Annotated in this window: 9 protein-coding genes; 6 read left to right on the forward strand and 3 right to left on the reverse strand. The window is 43.7% G+C overall.

Annotation, left to right across the window (positions count from 1 at the left end; genetic code table 11):
• Positions 1–59 precede the first annotated feature (59 nt).
• On the reverse strand, positions 60–293 hold the full coding sequence (locus ABID99_RS13430; RefSeq protein WP_090525102.1) for a hypothetical protein: 234 nt from the start codon (positions 291–293) through the stop codon (positions 60–62).
• Positions 290–6,274, reverse strand: coding sequence for a DUF2341 domain-containing protein (locus ABID99_RS13435; RefSeq protein WP_373614009.1), 5,985 nt, complete (start codon positions 6,272–6,274; stop codon positions 290–292). Before ABID99_RS13435 ends, ABID99_RS13430 begins: the two co-directional genes overlap by 4 nt.
• Before the next feature lie 699 nt (positions 6,275–6,973).
• Between ABID99_RS13435 and ABID99_RS13440 the strand changes: the two genes are divergently transcribed.
• Positions 6,974–9,355 carry an ABC transporter permease gene (locus tag ABID99_RS13440; RefSeq protein WP_373614010.1) on the forward strand — a complete coding sequence of 794 codons (2,382 nt, stop codon included), beginning with the start codon at positions 6,974–6,976 and terminating at the stop codon, positions 9,353–9,355.
• Between the two features lie 144 nt (positions 9,356–9,499).
• On the opposite strand, the gene ABID99_RS13445 is transcribed toward ABID99_RS13440, so the two are convergent.
• Positions 9,500–11,812, reverse strand: coding sequence for a PAS domain S-box protein (locus ABID99_RS13445; RefSeq protein ID WP_090525095.1), 2,313 nt, complete (start codon positions 11,810–11,812; stop codon positions 9,500–9,502).
• 242 nt (positions 11,813–12,054) lie between these two features.
• Between ABID99_RS13445 and ABID99_RS13450 the strand changes: the two genes are divergently transcribed.
• The 5 genes from ABID99_RS13450 (at position 12,055) to ABID99_RS13470 (ending at position 20,497) form a co-directional block, all read left to right on the forward strand.
• On the forward strand, positions 12,055–14,403 hold the full coding sequence (locus ABID99_RS13450; protein WP_373614011.1) for a PAS domain S-box protein: 2,349 nt from the start codon (positions 12,055–12,057) through the stop codon (positions 14,401–14,403).
• Between the two features lie 76 nt (positions 14,404–14,479).
• Entirely contained in the window at positions 14,480–14,761 is a 282-nt protein-coding gene (locus ABID99_RS13455; protein ID WP_373614012.1) for a hypothetical protein, read from the forward strand.
• 210 nt (positions 14,762–14,971) lie between these two features.
• On the forward strand, positions 14,972–17,245 hold the full coding sequence (locus tag ABID99_RS13460; RefSeq protein ID WP_373614014.1) for a histidine kinase dimerization/phosphoacceptor domain -containing protein: 2,274 nt from the start codon (positions 14,972–14,974) through the stop codon (positions 17,243–17,245).
• A 510-nt stretch (positions 17,246–17,755) separates the two neighbouring features.
• Positions 17,756–20,230: a DUF5686 family protein gene (locus ABID99_RS13465; RefSeq protein WP_373614016.1), complete on the forward strand. Its 2,475-nt coding sequence runs from the start codon at positions 17,756–17,758 to the stop codon at positions 20,228–20,230.
• Positions 20,231–20,290: 60 nt separating this feature from the next.
• Positions 20,291–20,497, forward strand: a complete 207-nt coding sequence (locus tag ABID99_RS13470) for a hypothetical protein (protein ID WP_373614017.1) — start codon at positions 20,291–20,293, stop codon at positions 20,495–20,497.

Genomic DNA, 20,497 nt, shown 5'->3' on the forward strand with positions numbered 1-20,497 from the left:
ATGTTTATATAATGCCTTTATTCCCTGACACTTTAAGGCCTGCTCAACACTCCCGCGTGTTAACGACCGAAGGCATGCTGCTTTTTGTACAGGCGGATAGCTGTGAGAATAAGAACTAATATGAATATATAAATAATCCAGGTATCCAACGGACAATTATTATCCAGCGGGTCGCTGTCATCACACGGTGCGCCCGGATCATCAGCAAACAGCAAAATGGGGCTTATAACCAGGTAAAAAGTCAATAATATCCTACTGACCCGATAGATTGTTTTGCAGAGGTAAAATTTCATTTTTTATTAAATTTTTTAATTCCAATCAGCCTTTTGGTTGCCTTGTCCGAAATCTCAACAATGTAGTTTCCGGGCAGCAGACTGCCTACGTTCTGTTGTATATTATTGCCATCCGTTTCCCGGTAAAACATTACCTGGCCGGTTATGCCGGTTACCTTAAGTACCACCCTGTCCGGTACATTTCTATTGATCTTAATATAAAGTTCGCTGTTAACTGGATTAGGATAAAGTGTAATTTGCTCATTAATAATACCAGGTGCATTGAAACTTGCCGCTACTATTTTGCTATAGCTGATCGTATTAAAAGCATCATTTTGCTGCAAGCGATAGTAATTGGTTCCTGTTGACGGGAACCTGTCTATATAAGTATAAGATCCGCTGCCATTGCTTAACATTGATGTTAAAAGAACAAATTCCTTAGAGCCGTCCTGCCTTTGCAGTGTAAAGCCCGACAGGTTTCCTTCATGCTCAGTTTTCCAGGTTAACTGAATACCGTCTTTAACCGGGCTTGCCTCAAAACTCAGCAACCGGTAGTTTAATGAACTTTTTTTATGAAATACGATCTCAAACCTGTTTGCGCCGTAGCTGGTTGTATCTGTTTTGTCGATATTGAACGGGTAACGTTTATACTGGCTGAAAAGCAAAGAATCCTTTTTATAATGATCAAGCAGATATATGTCATATCTCGAATCAAGTGATTCAAATCCCGAACCGGAAATTGTATCTGTGGTCGCCGAATTATTAACATTCACAAATAACTTTACCCGGGTAGTGGAATCGATAACATTCATCCTGTTAATGGCGAGCATATTTTGGCTCCTGTATCCGTAGCTGGCCAGTGTCGAAACGTTTCCGATGCCGTTTAACCGGTCTGAATCATAAAAAGGCTCATATTCGTTTTTGGATCCGGGATCAAATAATACCATAATCTCATCCGTATTAACCGAATCAGAGGAGAGTTTCACCCGCATTAACTGGGGCCTGGCTAATGCCTGACCTTTTTTGCTCATCAACATGTAAAGGGTACTCCCCAGGGAACTGGGTTGCACTGTTGTTTTGGCAACTTCATTAAAAGTCAATGAAGCCGAGGTTGTGGTAGCCTGCACAAAAAAGCCTTGTCCGCTGGCAATGTAACGGGTTGCATTATTGGTGCCAATGCCCCCCGGGATCAAAGCGGTATAAGTACCATAATTTTTATTGGTGTAATTAAAAACATATATGGTAGCAGATACACCGGGGCCGTAAATACCGTTTGTTGAACTGCTTTGCGAAAAAGTGTCCCAATCAATAGAAGACGCATATGGATTGCCTACCAGATTATAACCGGTTTGTGCTTTGCTTAAAGTGGTGGCGCTGCTGTTCCACCATAGTTTTACCGGGATGCTGCCCTGGTTAAGTGTACCAACAGCTACCATTGTTGAAGCATCCGGGTCAATATAGCTTCCGCCAAATCGGTATTGTTTATTCAGTGCTGTTGTGGAGGTAACATTGTTAACATTATTTCCGGCATAATATAACATGTAGCCATTACCTACCGGAAGCGTTGTTGTTGCAGTGGTGGTGCCTGTGCCGGTATAATAAGATATTGTATTACCCGAAATGTCTGTTAAGCCTTTAAAATTTCCGGAATTAAAAGTAGTGCTGCTTGCAGGCAGGTTCTCTTTGTATAAATAAACCGTAGAGGCAGCGTTGGTGACAGTAAATCCACCTGTCGTCCCTGTTGGTCCGGCAACAAAAACCCCGGAGAAATTCCCCGAATTGGCGTTCAGATAACTGAGGTTATAAGCACCTGTTGTGGTATTTACCGGGGAAGACAGAAGCCGATAATTGCGGGTATTGGTAGCAATAGTCCCGGCCTTGAAATAACGTTCTGCATATACTGTACCTGTAATGCTGTACCCTGACGGGATAGGATCGACAGAGGCCGTTTGAGAGAAACTGCTTTTGAGTACCATAATAGCCCCGGAGGCAACCGCCAGGTTCCCCTTGGTAATTTTGAGCTCGCTGTAAATATCAAGTGTATCACTATTAACCGTTATTGTTCCACCCGCCGAATTATTCACTTCCATAGTGCCCACATGTGTATACCCTGTAGAGGCTGCACCATTGTAGCTTTGAGCGGCACTGGTCCCATTCCAGGTTATCTTTGATGTATTTAAATTATTCCAATCTATTTTTCCGGTGCCCTGGTTATAAATATTGCACCCAACACTTAAATTTGCCTTAAGGCTTATTGAAGCCGTACCGCTTAAAGTAAGCCCGTATACCGAAGCATCAGAATTAATTGTAATACTTTTGCCTGTTGGAATAATTAAAGTAGCTGTACCGTCAAAAGCAGGTGCCTGATTGGTGGTACCAGCGGTGGTGTTATCCCAGTTGCTGGCATCGGTATAAGTTCCTGTAACGCCTTTATAAGTATAGGTTAGTGCGCCCGGTATACTTGCCGCATTAGTGACATTAACAGAGGTTGTACCAACAGTAGTAAACGTTGCCGGGTTATTTTGATTTACATATTCTGCCTTAAGCCAATCGGCCGTTTTTGCAACATTTGAAACACGCGGTTCATCAATTACCCCGTTAAAATAATAGCTGTTCCCCCCTTCTCCTACTCCAATATAAAAGCTGGTATTAGCAGCAGGATTGACGACCGATAGTAATATTTTATATTGTGTTCCATCAACATATGTACTGAGGGTCGTACCTGTATAAACACTTTGTATATAATGCCATGCGCCGCTGGTAAAAGCAGTTGGATTAGGGATACTAAGCCTGTTTGTGGCAATACCCGATTCCGATTCAGGGATGTCATTAGTATAGATCCCCATTTTATAGCCGCCGCTAAACCCTCCTGTTGCATCCTGGTTTGTCATTACTTTTTGATCAAGACCTGTAGCCCCTAATTTAACCCAGGCAGATAAGGTGAAGGGGCCTGTAACAGATACGGCATTGGTTGTAATTTTTTTGCTCGATCCGTTAAAGCTGTAAGCCGTGCCGATTTTACCGGTAACAAGGTCCGCCGAGGTCATCCCGCTGGCAGTGCCCGTATGCCCTCCCGCGGTACCATCAGCAACCGAACCCGTATAGCTCGATTCATTAAAATGGAATACAGCCAGGTAATTACTTGCCCAGGTATTCGCAAAAAATGCCGTATTGTGTGTTACCGTAGGTGATTTTGAACCGTAATAAAAAGATATGATATTGTTGGTAGCATAAGTTAAAGTAGGGACTTGTACCCAGACCAGCAGGGTTCCCGTGGTTTGGTTGTAGCTTTCAACCTGGTAATATAACTCGCTGCCGCCGCTTACAAATGCAAAATCGTAATTGGGGCCGTTGGGATTTTGCACTTTGTCTGAACATGTATTTGTAATGATCAGGTTATTATCCTGTATGCTGAGTAATGCCGGGAAATTGGTAAGGTTTGATGTAATGCCAAGCGAGGTTGTATTTAATGTGATGGTTTCACCAAAAGCATAATTACCATAGGTACCCAGGTTTACAGTTACATTTTGTGTTGATGACGACGAGCAGCCCGCAGCATTGGTTACAGTCAAAGTAATTGTTTTTGTTCCGGGCGTTGCCCATTGTACCGAAAACGGTCCCTGCCCGGTACCGGTTGAAGGTGTGCCTCCATTAAAATCCCAACTATAAGTTGAAGTTGAGGGGTCTGTCCCTGTATAAGTGACAGTAGCGTTTGAGTTAATGTTTACCGAAGACGTTGCAGTAAATGTTGTTGAAGGCAGTGCATTTACAACTGCGGTTACATTTAACTGCGAGGTACAGCCATTTGAACCGGTTACAGTAAGTACATAGGTGCCTGCATTTGCTGATGTAATATTGCTGATTGTAGGATTTTGAGAGGTAGATGTAAAGCTGCCCGGCCCCGACCATGAGTAGGTAGCGCCGCTTACCGTATTGGCCTGGAAAGCAAGTGTACCGCCGGGGCAAACCGGGGCACTGCCTGCACCGTATAACGTATACACTTGAGCCGCAGTTAACTCGGTTTGATAAACAGCTATGTCATCCAGTGAGCCGTTAAAATAATAACTGGATGGTGCACCTGGCCAACTTGCTAAATTGTCATAAGCAACCCGCCAATAACCTGTGTAAGCTCCTGCTGATGTCATCGTAGGATCACTGGCCTGCAGTGCGCCATCTACATACAGGTTGGCCCCATTTGTAGATGACATAGTTACAACTGCATGGTGCCATGCGCCATCAGCATAGGATGCAGTAGTGTTTATTGTGTTATATGTACTGCCAGGTTTAACCCCAAAGTATAGTTGTCCGCTGCTATTCATATAAATATGACGGTCATAACCAAAAGCACTTGAGCTTAACCCGGTTTGTGACGAACCGAAACCGACCAGCTTACCTCCTGCCGAACTTGTTTTAAACCACACACTGATAGAAAAAGTTTGCGGACTAATTAGTATCAGGCTGGAAGTGGCCATGTATTGACTTGAACCATTAAAACTATAGGCACTGCTTGCTGCTCCATAACGATCAGTAGTAAGTGTGGGAGCATTTTGAGGTATTCCATTATTAAAATTACCAGAGGCGTCATTAGCGTTACCTGTAAACGGATAGGAAAGATATAAGCTGCCTGTAGTGGGCGCAGTTGATATAACGGGTTTGGCATTTACTGTTGCAGTTACGGCGATGCGCGGCGTGCTTGTTGCCCCGTTTTGAGTATAGCTTACATAATAAGTAGTAGTTGCCGATATAGTTGGCGTAGTAAAGGTGGCTCCCGTTCCTAAAGATGAGCCGCCGGTAAGAGCTGCATACCAGTTATATACCCCGCCCGACGGGGAGCTTCCTGAAGCTGAAAGCGTTACAGTGCCCGAACCGCACGTTGAACCGCCGGTACCTGTAGGGGCTGTAGGATTAACCGTAATAGAAAATGTATTACTGGTACCTGCACCACTGGCATTATAGCCCGTAACAATATAATTGGTGGCTGCCATCGCTGCTGTCGGGGTACCGCTGATGCTGCCTGTTGAACTGTTAAAGCTTAATCCGGCAGGTAAAGCCTTGTTTAAAAAAAAGCCGCCGGTTGGCGTAGTTTTGTTTATTTGGTTGGCATAATAGACCGCGGTAAATATGACGCCCTTGCTGTCAACAGCTATCCCCTCAGGATCCGTAAGGGCTTTACTGGTAAGTAACGTACCGCTTTGATTGTAAACATAAACTATATTGGTAGCTGCATTGTCGCCTACATAAAAATTGCCGGCACCATCAATGGTTATGGCTTGCGCTGATGTATACCCGCTAAGAAAAATAGATTGAAATGTGCCGGCCGAATTGTATTTTGTTACATTCCCGGTGCCGTTATTTAATACGTAAATGTTACCCGATGCGTCCACAGCTACTCCAAGTGGAGTGCTTAAATTAGTAGTGGGCAGCGATAGTAACAGTGTACCACTGGTATTGTATTTTTGCACCGTAACAGCGCCCTGATCGGCAATGTAAATATTATCCGAATTGTCGATGGTAATTCCTAATGCATAATTTAAGCTGCTCAGTATGGTAGACTGGTATACGCCACTTGAATTATATTTATATACACTGCCTGTGCCCGGGGTAGCACCCAGGTTCAACACGTAAGCGTTGCCCGATGAATCAAAAACCAGGTCTTTAGGAAGCGACATGGTAGCACCCGTACCAAAGGTACCCAGGTAAGTACCGCTTGAATTATATCTGCTGATGGTGTTGTTACTTGTATTAGTTACATAAATATTGCCGACCGCGTCGATAGCCATTCCGCGCGGGTTGCTTAAGGTAGCACCCGTAAGCGCTGTCGGCGCACCATAGCCTATCGCGCTAACGCCGTTAGTAACTGAGGGGGTCAAGGTAGTAATGGCTGTGCCAACTGTATAAACATTGGATGAAGTATAGGTAATGATGGGAACAGCGGCAAAAATGTTATTCCCCAGCAATATTAAAACAACCGATAGTAAAAAGTAAGCATGACGCCCTCTCATATTCACAGGTAAAACGTTATTAAATAATATTCTTAATAATATTCAACCTTTATACGGCCAGCCAGATCAATTGGTTTAGTTATTTACAGAAAATCAGTTATTTGAACAAAGTATTATAAGCACGCGATCAACACTTAAACATACGCTCAAATAATATAAAAACTAATCATTCGATTGACGTGCAGGAAAATAAGCAGCGAAAAGATTTCGGCTTTATTGCCCGATGACCGGCGAACAGGAATCGCCTTTATTTTCAAAGATTATTATATGCCGGCGGCTACCCTATGAAGGATAGCCGCCGGCCTTCTTCTTTGCTGACCAAACAATAGTTGGTAACCCTTAAGGTTAGACTTGTAAAAAATAGTTAATCAGGGGAAAGCGAAATAATGGCACCGTAACGGCGGCAACGCATGATCTTCTACAAGACACCTATATTTCAGATTGATACTCAACGTTAAAAGGCATTTTCGGTATCCAGATAAAAGAACATTTATTAAAAAAGTTACACTCCACCGAAACAGATCCGAAATCAACCATCCGCAACCGCACAATCACTGTGCGAAAACGAACGATTCCAAGACACACACACATCGCATTCAATTGACTTACAATAAATTAATCATTTGGCACACATTTAATACATATTCTTGAAGCAGGCCTGTCTGCGCATCGGTGGCTGCCAATTAAACAATCAATTTTATGATCAAAAATTATTTAATAATTGCATGGCGTAACCTTATCAAAAACAAGGTACACTCTGTTATCAATATCGCCGGGCTATCTGTTGGTATGGCAGTAGCTATGCTGATCGGCCTGTGGATATGGGATGAGCTATCCTTTGATAGCAATCATAAAAACCGAGACACTATTGCCCAGGTAATTCAAAATGTAACCAATAACGGGGAAGTGCAAACATGGCAATCAGTTCCGCTGCCCCTGGCCGCGGAACTGCGCAAAAACTACGGAAGCCTTTTTAAGCAAGTGGTGAACAGCGCCGGTTATGGCGATCACATGCTGGCGCTTGACAACAAAAAACTCAACCGTACCGGCATGTTCATGGAACCTAACGGCCCCGAAATGTTTACATTGCAAATGCTGAAAGGCAACCGCAATGCGCTTATCGATCCTTCATCTATCCTGATCTCCGCTTCAACGGCTAAAGCTTATTTTGGCGACAGTGATCCGATCAACAAAACTTTAAAGATTGATAACCATTACAATGCAAAAGTTGGAGGCGTGTTTGAAGACATGCCCTCAAATGCCACATTTGCTGGCCTCAATTTTATCGCGCCCTTTGATATGGGGTTTACTGCCAATGACATCAGATCGATGCGTGAACCATGGCGGCCAAACTTCTGTACGCTATATGTTCAAACTGCCGAAGGCGCCGACCTATCGGTCATCTCATCAACAATAAAAGATGCCAAGCTGCGTAATGTGAGCGCTGTTCTCGCTAAAAAGAAACCTGCGCTGTTCCTGCAGCCCATGAGCAAATGGCATCTTTATGATGAATTTAAGGATGGTAAAAATACAGGCGGCCGTATCCAGTATGTATGGATGTTTGGTATTATTGGCGTATTTGTGTTGCTACTGGCCTGTATCAATTTCATGAACCTGAGCACTGCGCGGTCTGAAAAGCGTGCCCGCGAGGTGGGTATCCGCAAGGCTATCGGCTCGGCCAGGGGCCAGCTGATCTATCAGTTCTTTAGTGAATCGGTATTATGTGTATCCTTTGCCTTTGTACTTGCGCTGCTTTTTGTGCAATTGAGTTTGCCTTTTTTTAATGAAGTAGCCGGCAAACAAATAACTATCCCCTGGGCTAACCCTTTTTTCTGGCTTATGGGAATAGGCTTTACCTTGTTTACCGGCATAGTGGCAGGTAGTTACCCCGCTTTTTATTTGTCTTCTTTCCAACCTGTAAAGGTACTGAAGGGAGCTTTCAGGGTTGGAAAAATGGCTGCCCTCCCCCGCAAAGCATTGGTAGTGCTGCAATTCACAGTATCTGTTACGCTAATTATAGGCACCATTGTTGTTTTCAGGCAAATGCAATTTGCAAAAGACAGACCTGTGGGTTATACCCGCGACGGGTTATTATCAGTTAACCCGGGTACAGACCAAATCCATAAAAGTTTCGAAGCCGTAAAAGATGAACTTTACAAAACCGGCACAGTGGTTTCCGCAGCAGAGGGAGATGTAAACCCAACACAAACCGCGGGCAGCACCAGTGCCATTGAATGGAAAGATAAAGATCCGAACCTGAGCATAGATTTTCAGCAGAATGGCGTTTCGGGCGGCTACGGAAAAACCGCCGGATGGCAATTCAGGGAGGGACGGGAATTTTCTAAAGATTTTCTGACTGATTCAACAGCGGTAGTCATCAACGAATCCGCCGTGAAGTTTATGGGGATGAAGGACCCTTTAAGAAATAGTATTACTTTTTATGGCGTCACTTTTAAAATCATCGGCGTGATCAAAGATATTATTGTCGATTCGCCATACGGACAGGTGAAGCCATGCGTTTACTTTTTTAATAAAGATGCCGGAGGCGCCGTATTACTGCGTATTAATCCAAAGGTGAGCGCCGGTACTGCTATAGCAAATATCCAGAGGGTATTTAAACGTTTTAATCCTGAGCAGCCCTTCCAATATACTTTTATCGACGGGGCCTACGCTCAGAAATTTGGTAACGAGCAGCGCATCGGCAGGCTGGCCGCATTCTTTGCCGGGCTGGCAATCTTTATCAGTTGCCTTGGATTATTTGGCATGGCTTCCTTTATGGCCGAACAACGTGTGAAAGAAATCGGCGTTCGCAAGGTGCTGGGGGCAACAGTTTTCAACCTTTGGCGGTTATTATCTGCAGATTTCATTAGCCTGGTCATGCTTTCATTACTGTTAGCTACACCGATAGCGTTTTACCTGATGCACAACTGGCTCCAGCATTTTGATTACCGGGCGGGTATATCGGCGTGGATATTTATTATTACCGGTTTTACAGCGCTTGTCATCACACTGCTTACGGTTAGCCTACAGACGATAAAAGCAGCGTTAACAAGCCCGGTAAAGAGCCTAAAAAGCGAATAACCGGAAAATTCCGGTTACGGTATAGTGGGGTGAAGTTAAAAAAAGACCTGTCGTTAATTTTATTTGGCAGGTTTTCGCTAAAACGATAAATGCCGTAATGTTAAATTTTTACTAAGCCGTTATGCTAACCATTAAGTTACCTGTTTAAAGATCGCGCGCAATTTGCATTACTTTTTCCGCTTCAATGCGACGGTGGATCTCATGCACCATGCTGTCCATTTCCCGCGCGCATTCGCGGAGTTTTGAAAAAATCTCTCTTCGCTCGTTCTCATCTTCTGCCATATCCAGCAAGTTTACCAATCCGAGCATAGTTGCCACAGGCCGCCTGATCTCATGCGAGCTTATCCACGCTATCTCACGGAGTAAACGGTTCTGCCTGTTAACCTCTTCTTCTTTTTCTTTACGGTAAGTTATATCCTGACAAACGATGATGTAGCCCTGAAAAGCGTTATCTTCATCATATGCAGGGGTTAACTGGGCTGATACCCAAACCGGGGTTCTGTTTTTGGTATAAATGATCGTATCAATACCAAAAGCTTCCCTGGCCTGCTGTTTCCTTAATAACGTTTGGATCACCGGGTCATCGGGATCTGTCAAAAAATCACCCGGCATCTTATTTACCACCTCTTCCATGGCGTAACCGGTCAGCTCTACAAAGGCATTATTTACCCATTGCACCCTGCGCAGATCATCTGTAATAAGCACCATATTATTTACCTGTTTGATGATCCCTGCCAACCGCTTATTTTCCTGGGTGCTGCGTTTAAGGGCATCAATATCTCTTACCGCTCCTATCAGTCGTATCGGTTGCTTCTGTTCGTTATATATAAAATACCCCTGGTCCATCACGTATTTATATTCACCTTTACCGCAATTAAGCCGGTATTCGCATTCCCAATTGGTTAAACCGGCACGGCTGATCCTTTCCTGGCTGCTCACTACTTCTTCCATATCATCCGGATGGATCAGCGACCGCCACCATTCCAGTTCATAACTGATTTCGTCGAGCGATATTTGCACCAAATGTGTAAGGCTTGTATTGTATATCAGTTTGTTTTCAACAATATTAAGGTCATAAACAACATCCCTCGTCGCCTGGGCCACCAGTTCGTAACGTTCAACTGCTTCTTTTAACCGTTCGTCTTTAAGCCTGTCTTCGGTAATGTCGGCGAAGTATACGGCAACACCTTCATCGGTAGGATAAGCAGCCATCCTGAGCCAGCGCTGCAGGATAACCGAGTAATCTTCGTGCCTTACAATAACCCTTTCTTCAAGCGCTTTATGGTAAACATGATAAAACTTATTTTCGGCTTTAGGAAAAAACTCAAAAATACTTGCACCAATAATCTGGCTTCTGTCTGTTTTAACCATCTCCCGAAAGATGTCGTTTATCCGGGTTATCTTCATTTGGCGGTCGAGCTCAAAAAAGCAATCGGTAATACTGTTCAGCGTATGCTCAAAGCTATACTGATACCGATTACGCTCCATTTCCAATTGCTTGAGCTCAGTAATATCCTGTAGCGAACCTGCTATCTTAAGTTCCTGCTCCCCGGTGCTTTCAACGCGGGCAAGCTGCCGGATATAACGGGTTGTGCCATCCAGGGCAGTGATGCGGTGCGTTACATCGAGTTGTTTACCGGTACTGATGAGCTCATGCAAAGCGTTGATCATCAGCGGCCGGTCTTCCGGAAAAATGTGATTTACATAAATATCGAATGCTTCGCGCCCATCCCGCTTCAAACCTGCGATGCGATAAACTTCGTCTGACCATATCAGCTTGTTTTCACGGGGGTAGAATTCCCATCCGGCCACCCGCGACAACAACTGGGTTTCACTAAGCTTGTGTTTTTCTTCTAAAAGCTCCTGGTTTACTTTTTCAAGAGCTTGCTCAAATGCTACCCGTTCGGTCATGTCACGAGCCATAACCATGATATGGGGCTTTTTATTGAACCAGATTTTATGCGAGGTAATATTTACATAAATCAGTTGCCCGTCCTTTTTAATGTGACGCCAGGTACCGCTATCATTGAGCTTACTGTCTACCCGATCGGACGAAGCAATCACATTCTCCCGGTCTTCCAAAGGCCTGATATCCAATATTGTCCGTTGCCTGAACTCCTCCGCACTGTAGCCATAAACCGCAATTGCGGCATCGTTTACCGAAATGAAACGGAGTGTCCCCGGCTCGTAAATCCACATTGGGTTTGGATTGGATTCATACATGCTCCGGTATTGCTTTTCGCTCTGTTTCAACCTTCGTTCTTCTGACCTGATCAAAACGTAAAGAGCAATTGCTGTAACCATCACAAACAGGCACCCCTTTCCTAAACTCAGCCACAGGTATTGGTGGGGGCTAAGTATTCCTTCGAAATAAAACAACAGCCGGTCACTGAACAGGATCCACAGCAGGCTAATCAACAAATAAGCAAAGGCAATTCCGAACGCCCCTTTTCTCATATATAGTCAGTAAAATCAATAAAGTTGTTAAACGTTATTGTTAATTAGTAAGTTACCAATTAAAAAAATTAAGCCCCTGAATTAAAATTAAACCGTTGTATAAATAGCAAGCACCAAATAATTGTAACATCTATGTTACCTTCGATATTTATTACCGGTAACGCCAAACCATCCCTTTGGTTTTTTTCGTAAAAACATAAATTATTGTATACCACTTAACATCATTGATACCCGGTATCTCTATGCGACTGAACTTTACCCGCAATTTACAGCTCGGCTACGGGTTTTCGATATTGATCCTGCTGATCGTCGGATTCTTTTCCTATAATACGATTAATAATTTGCTAAATAGCAATAACGCTGTTGGCCACAGCACACTGGTGATCCAGAAGCTTGAACAAGCTATTTCATCGATGAAAGATGCAGAAACAGGGCAGCGTGGCTTTCTGCTTACCGGCAAAACCGCCTTCTTAGGCCCTTATAAGGGTGCCTATCTCAAAACACAGCGCCTGATTAGTGAGGTAAGTGCCTTAACCGCCGATAACGCTCTGCAGCAAGCCAACCTGGCAAGCATTCAAGCGATACTAACCCGGCGAATGGCCATCCTGAAACAACTTGTTTCAAAAAAACAACATCAACAGGTTGTTTCCACAGCCGATCTGGAAGAAGGAAGATCTGCCATGGATGCATTGCGCCTTGCCGTTGACCATGCAGAAGATACCGAAAGCAAACTATTGGACGAACGCAGGGCGGTTTTGGAACGTTATACCTTTGTTGCTCCTGCAGCCATAATCGCAATGCTCATACTCGCCGTTGTGATCGCCTCTCTGTCATATATTAGTGCAATTCGGGATGTAAAGGTAAAAGAACGCCTGCAGCAGGAACTGGAGGTGAAAGAACAGGAGACCGCGGCTTTTAACGAGGAGCTTACCGCGGCTAATGAAGAGATCAGCACAACAAACGAGGAACTCCTCTCAATCAATGGGGAGCTTTTGGAGGCACAGCAGGCACTTTCACGGATGAACGGATCGCTGGAGGAACTGGTAGCTTCACGCACTAAATCCCTTGCAGAAAGTGAAGAGGAAACGCAAGCTCTTAATGAGGAGCTTACCGCGATTAACGAAGAACTTGCGGCATCAAACGAAGAAATGCTGGCAAGTAATGAGGAACTACAAAAAAGCAGGGACGAAATACAAAAGAAGGAGCAGTTATTCCGTTCTATCGCCGTCAATATTCCCCGCTCGCTGATCCTCGTTATTGACAGAGAACATAACCTGATAACGATGGAAGGTGAACTGATGCAAAAATTAGGGTACAATGGAGATAGTTATGCAGGTTTACATATGGCCGAACTTAACTCTCCGGAGCGATATGCCATAACCAGGGAGTATTATGAGCGGATGTTGAACGGTGAGCAGATAAGGACCGAACTTAAAAGCACCGGCGGCCATGATCTGCAGGTAGATTTTGTACCATTAACAGATGAACGGGGAATGGTGTATGCCGGACTGGTGATCGCGCTTGACATATCCGATCAGAAAAGAGCAGAGGAACGCAGTGCCAAACTGGCCGCCATCGTAGAATCATCAGATGATGCAATAATAGGCAAATCGCTGGAGGGGACGATCACCAGCTGGAACAAATCGGCAGAAAGGATCTTTGGTTACCCGGCCTCCGAAATGATAGGACAATCTATTCTTAAACTGGTTCCGGAAGACCGGCAGGATGAGGAACCGCAGATCATAACCCGCCTGAAAAACGGGGAACGCATGGAGCATTTTGAGACAAAAAGGCTGGCGAACGGTGGTCGTGTCCTGGACGTATCCCTAACCATTTCGCCTATACGCGACAAACACGGAAAGATCACCGGGGTTTCCAAGATCGCCAGGGATATTTCAGAACAGAAACAGGACGAGCTGCGAAAAAATGATTTTATAGGTATGGTGAGCCATGAACTTAAAACCCCATTAACCTCACTAATGGCGTTGATCCAGGTAGCTAATCTCAAATTGAAAAATAATCCTGATAGTTTTCTCGCGGGCGCTATGGAAAAGGCGGAGATCCAGGCGAAGAGAATGAGCAGCATGATCAACGGTTTCCTGAATATATCGCGCCTGGAATCAGGTAAAATCGCTATTAATAAAGAATTATTTGATTTGGACCTACTGATCAGGGAAGTTGTTGAGGAATACGGGCTCACTGTTTCCACTCATATTATTGACATTGATATCAGTAATCATGTGCAGGTTAACGCCGACAGGGAAAAGATCGGCTCGGTAATTTCCAACCTGATTAGCAACGCCGTTAAATACTCGCCCAAACGCGGGAAGATTGAAGTGAAATGCGCTCCGGTCAATGGCTTTGCCCAGGTTAGCATAAAAGATGAGGGGATGGGGGTTAATGCCCAGGACCTGCCGAGGATCTTTGACCGTTATTACCGGGTTGAAAGTAACCAAACCCGTCATATTTCAGGTTTCGGTATAGGGCTTTATTTAAGTGCCGAGATCGTCCGCCGGCACGAAGGACAGATCTGGGCAGAAAGCGAAAGCGGTACAGGATCTGTTTTTCACTTCAGTTTACCACTGGCTTAAACCGAGCATCATTACGGGTAACCGGATTTTTTATTAATTTACCTATCGCACCCGTTAAAGTTTAAAGTAACATACGATGCCCGAAAAAAACACCATTCTATTTACATTGCATCACCTGGGCAATAGCGAACGTATCCATACACTCCCCGGGCAATATCACAGTTTAATGTCGCTCATATGTGATAAGCTGGCAATTCCGGGCTTTGGGCTGTGCTGCGGAATGGGGAGCTGCGGCACCTGTTTGGTACAAATTACCGGCCATCACTCAACAATTAAAAGAAATGTATTGAGCTGCAGCATCCTGATCAATGACGATCTATCAAATACGGATATATTTATACCGGATAAAATATATTAAAAGACCTTTTTAATTCCGATATAGCCTTGCTAATGTTTTTTTTATGCTATTTCTTTTTCGATGTTGTTAATCATTTCTTTTAACAAAGCTTTAAAATCACTGAATACTAATAAATTACATCACACAAGTATAGCTTTTAAATTAGCAGATGTACTTGAATATACCTAAATTTAAAAAAAAAGATTGATGCAGACAGGCTCCCAACCAAAGATGAAACGAGCTGACACGATACGAAAATGCAAACTGATTATCCTGTGCTTTCTTTTGGCCATTTCAGCAAACGCGCAGGAAATTACCAGACGCCATGTTGATTCTTTGCTTTCGCAAAAAAGCTTCCCGGGTTCTGCCACCAGCCGCATCCATGTTGCGCTGCAACTGGCGGAGTTTTTCACCCATCTGCGACACCCTTCCACTGCACAGTTGGATAGTGCTTCTCACTTTATTAACCAGGCCGAACAGCTTAATTACCGCTCTCCGCAGGCTGAAACCAGCTTTCGCATTGCTTTGATCCGTTCGGCTTTTTACAAGTCGAAAGGCCAATCCAAAAACGGCCGCGCATTGCTTGAACAAACCATACAGGAAATTAAGCAGGCACATAACTTGGTGCTGCTTGGTAAAGCTTATTTTGAGTTATCTGAATATTACAGTCAGGATTTTTTGCAGCAAACCATGGTTTCCCGAATTCGCTATTTAAATCTGGCCGTCGGTGCTTTTGAACGTACAAACCAACTGGTTGAACTTGCCAGGTGTTACCGGTTATTAGCCGACCTGCACCAGATGATGAATGATTATACCCTTGCTTTTGCCGAAACTAAAAAGGCATTAGCCTATTATGACCAGGCTCACTACACCGAAACCCAGGGGCTTTACGCGTTATTAGGAAGGCTATATTATACCCAGGGCGACTATAAAACAGCCATAAGCTATGAACTAAAGGCCCTGAAAATTGCCACCGCAAGCCACGCGGATAATGTGAGGTTAATATGCCAGATCAACAATAACCTGGGCTATGATTTTGTAAAGCTTGGCGACAATCAAAAGGCCATCAATTATTTTTCACGTGCTTTGGAAATTGCAAAATCGGAGAAAGATAATGCAACCATATACCTGCTGGCAGGCAATATAGTTGATGTTTACCTCCGGATGCATCAGCCCCAAAAAGCCAAAGCCTTTTTAACACAGGTGACTCAAAAATTTGTGCATCCCTCCGGTAAGTTATATGAAGGAGGCGATGAGGTAAGTCAAACCTATCTTAAAATTTACCTGGCATTAAAACAGTATGATACGGCTAAAATTTACTGCGACAAACTGATACAACAAACCAACAATCCCAACCTCAATTTATATGCGCGGACCAGCTATTATGAACTGATCATTAAGTTTTACACCGCAACCGCAAGGTTTGCCGAAGCGTTAAAATACCTCAAAATGAACCAGGACCTATTGAGGAAGATTGGTAATGACAATGACCTTGGCACCAATGAAACTCTTTGGTTTGGCATGGATACCAGCCGGAGGCAGTATCAGTCGGCTATTCATCATCTTATATCAGCCAATATCATCAAAGACTCGATATTTAATACCACCAAAAGCAAACAGATTGAACAACTGCAAATTGAATATGAAACCCGGCAAAAAGAAGCAGAAATTACACTTTTAAACCAAAAGAGCAAGCTTGAGCGGGCTAATTTACAGCAGGCCAACCTGGTTAAAAACCTTACTATGGGTGCCATATTTTTATTGCTGGTCATAGCGGCATTATTATTCAGGCAAAACGTACATAAGCAAAAAAGCAACGAGGTGATCACTTCCAAAAACGTTCTGCTGGAAGATCTGCTGCTGCAAAAGGAATGGTTGTTGAAAGAAGTACATCACCGGGTAAAAAATAACCTGCAAATTGTGATGAGCATTCTGAACACACAGTCGGCTTATTTACAAAACGATATCGCGCTTGAAGCAATTCGCGGCAGTCAGCACCGGGTAAACGCCATTGCGCTTTTACACCAGAAACTCTACAGCAGCACAACCACTGCCCTTGTATCTATGCCCGCTTATATCGGTGAATTGATCGATTACCTGAGCGATTCGTTCGATACAGGTTACAGGCAGATCAAAATAAAACAGGTGTTAAATCCACTTAACCTTGATCCGGCCCTGGCGGTACCCATCGGGCTAATATTAAACGAAGCCATCACGAATGCTATAAAATATGCTTTTGATCATAAAGGCGGCGAGATCATGGTGAGCCTGTCAACGTCAGACGACGAAAACGCAATTTTAAAGGTATCTGATACCGGGCGCGGCCTCCCTCCCGACTTTGACTTTAGTGAAGCTAATTCCCTTGGGATGGAAATGATGAAAGCGCTTGGCAAGCAGTTAAAAGGGAAATTTGCAATTGAAAACGGCCATGGCGTTACCTTAATGATAACCTTTCCTGTTGAACAAAACCGGGAAGAAGCCTTTGTAGAAAAGGATTATTTATAGTATACCGTTAATTGAAAACCTTTCATCCTGGCAAAATCTTAGATTGTACATAAATATTTAATGTATCCCAATGAAAAATAAACTCCTTTTAATCAAAAGCTTTTTTTGGATTGATCGTTATTTTTTTCACAGCGCAGTCCTATCATTTTTGTTGTCAATAAAATTAACAACTTCCCTAAAATTGTACTCCTTGATGTAGTTGGTTTGAACCAGTTTATACAAGAACTAATTTTGTTATCAAATATCCCGCTAAGAGAGGAGATTAACTGACGCTAATGATAATTGGATATTCCGGAGGCGTTGACGAGCACACTTCAAAATACCGCTCGGCGTGGGTAAACCAATAGTACTGCCTCCTCTTTGCCAATTTGCTTTGGCCTCCTAAAAACTTGAAGTAAAGCGCTAAAGGTTTGGCTGTCTCGTTAGGCTATCAGGTCGAAAAAGAAAGTGAAGACTATCTGAATGCTTTTTAAGACAAAAACATATTTTCACAGAAATGGTTAATTAATCATGCGTTTGCGTCTTTGTTTTTTGATATGCTTTTCAATATCAGGCTTATGGGCCGCAGCGCAGACGTTAGTAACAGGGCAAGTGGTAGATGCCTCCAGTGGTGAGCCCCTCGCATCAGTTTCAGTGACTTTTGCAGGTAGTAATATTGGCACACAGGCAGATTCGCTGGGGCGGTTTCGGCTGGCCGGAGCAGTAACGTTTACACAGGTAGCATTTTCACATGTTGGTTATTTACCCACCGTTAAAGTAATTGTACCCGGGCAAGCGAATAAATTACAAGTATTGCTTGAACGGGATGCCAATGAGCTGGCAAATGTAACGATAACCTCGGTGAGAGGGCAGCGTTATCGCAACAAAGGAAATCCGGCAGTCGCGCTCATTCAGCAAGTGATCGATCATAAGCAGGAGAACCGGGCAGAGGCTGCAGCTTATTTGCAATACGAGCAGTATGAAAGAATGGGGCTGTCTTTTTTTAATTTACCGCAGAAAGTGGTTGAGAGTAAATTTTTTAGCCAATATAAGTTTATGTTGGATACGGTACAAGGGCAAACTTTTTTGCCGGTGTTGCTGGAAGAAAAACTGTCGGACATTTATTTTCGAAAGGAGCCGGAGAAGAAAATACAGATACAGAGAGCCTATAAAGGCGTCAATATATTGCAGTTTATTGATACCGCGGGGGTTAAACTTTATGTAAATCAACTGTACGGTCATCAGGTGGATATTTATGAGAATAACCTATTTATTATAGCTAACCAGTTTTTGAGCCCGATAGCGGATCATGCGCCAAATTATTATAAGTTTTTTATTACGGATACCATTAGCACAGCCATGGGTAAACAGGTAGAGCTCGCTTTTACGCCACGTACAAAAGGAGATTTGTTATTTGAGGGTAGGTTAGTTGTAACGTTGGACGGGCATTTTGCAGTAACCGCTTGTGAATTAAGGCTAAATGGGAAGATTAATGTAAATTTTGTTAGAAGCTTTGATGTACTGTTAGATTTTGCCCAGCAAACTGGCGGTCGGTATGAACTGGCCAGCAGTAGGGTTAAGGCAGATTTTGGGCTGACTAAAAAAGGCTGGGGTGTATTTGGAGAGCGTAAGGTGATATATCGTAACTACAAAATCGGCGCGCCGCAGACTGTGGCATTTTACCAGGGTGAGACTTTACAGGTGGCTACGGGCAAAGCTGGTTTTGATACGCTTAGCAAAGGCCAGGCACAGGTTTACGAAAAGTTGTACAAACTGGAACAAATGCCGTCTTACAAAAGAACTATGTGGTGGCTGTCTACACTTACGGCGGGCTATGCCGATACGGGGCCAGTGCAAATCGGACCAATTGCACATTTTTTATCTTTTAATAGCCAGGAAGGCCTGCATTTGGAATTGGGCGGACGAACTACTCCATTGCTGGATAGCACCTTTTATTTTGAGGGATATGGCGCTTATGGCACTAAAGACCATCGGGTAAAAGGGAATGCAATCGCTTATTTTTCTTTAAATAAAACAGCGCCCTACCGTTTTCCTAATAATTATTTTAAGGTAAGCTATTTATATGATGTAGATGTACCTGGTCATACTTTTTCGGTAACCAACCGTGCTACAGCATTCTCATCTTTTCAAACCGGAAAAACCAACTATTGGCTATATAGCAGAATATTTGAGCTACAATACTTCCGTGATTTCGAAAATCATTTCTCGTACATTCTGGGTTATAAAAACTGGCAGCAAACACCTGCTGCAGCACTGGTTTATCAAAAAAATGATGATGGTAGTTTGGTGAACAATTTAACTACCAGCGAGCTAAATCTTCACTTACGCTATGCGCCGCACGAAGAGCTTATTCAGGGCAGCCGTACGCGGCATAGTATCCATAACCCTTATCCTATTTATGACCTTCTTATTAACCGTAGCTTTGGTGGCAAGTATGCATATACCGACTTTGGCATTAACATTTATAAGCGCTTTTATCTCTCTCAGGCAGGCTTCACCGATGTTACCCTGCTCGGCGGCTACGTGCTGGGCAAAGTGCCTTTTCCCTTGCTCAATATCAGCCCCGCCAATCAATCGCTCGCCTACAATCGAGATGCTTATAATGCCATGAACTATCTTGAATTTGTGAGCGATCATTACGTTGGCCTTAACCTTACGCACACCTTTAACGGCTTCCTGCTAAACAAAGTCCCGCTAATCAAGCATCTAAAATGGCGGGAATTCATCTCTGCCAAAATATTGTACGGTGGCTTGCGTGCCGAAAATGATCCGGCTCAAAGCACAGGCCTTTATCGCTTACCTGCTGCAACCAAAGGCTCCAACGGCACCTACACCCTTGGCAGCATACCGTATGTTGAAGTCGGGGCCGGTATAGCCAATATTTTCAAATTTTTGCGGATCGACCTTATTCGCCGTTGCAATTATCTTGACCAACCCGGCGCACGCGTCTTCAGCATCAAATTCAGTTTCCAACCTGAATTTTAAAACCAATGAAACTAAATTGAAGCGGGGTTAAAAACTTTGAAGGAAAATAACACTGAACAGATGGATAACGCCGAAATTATAGACGGAGCATTGTTGTTGCGGCTAAATATGCTGTTTAAACTGTATAGAGAGGCTGAAATTGACGAAAAGAGGCTGATTACTGGTTCGATCTTTCCGGAAAAATGGAAGATCTTAGAAAAAGCTGTACGAACCGCTCAAATTAACTCGGCGGAATTTTTTATTTACCTGATTAACAACAGATTATAG

The sequence above is a fragment of the Mucilaginibacter sp. OAE612 genome (assembly GCF_041806395.1).
GTDB lineage: Bacteria > Bacteroidota > Bacteroidia > Sphingobacteriales > Sphingobacteriaceae > Mucilaginibacter > Mucilaginibacter rubeus.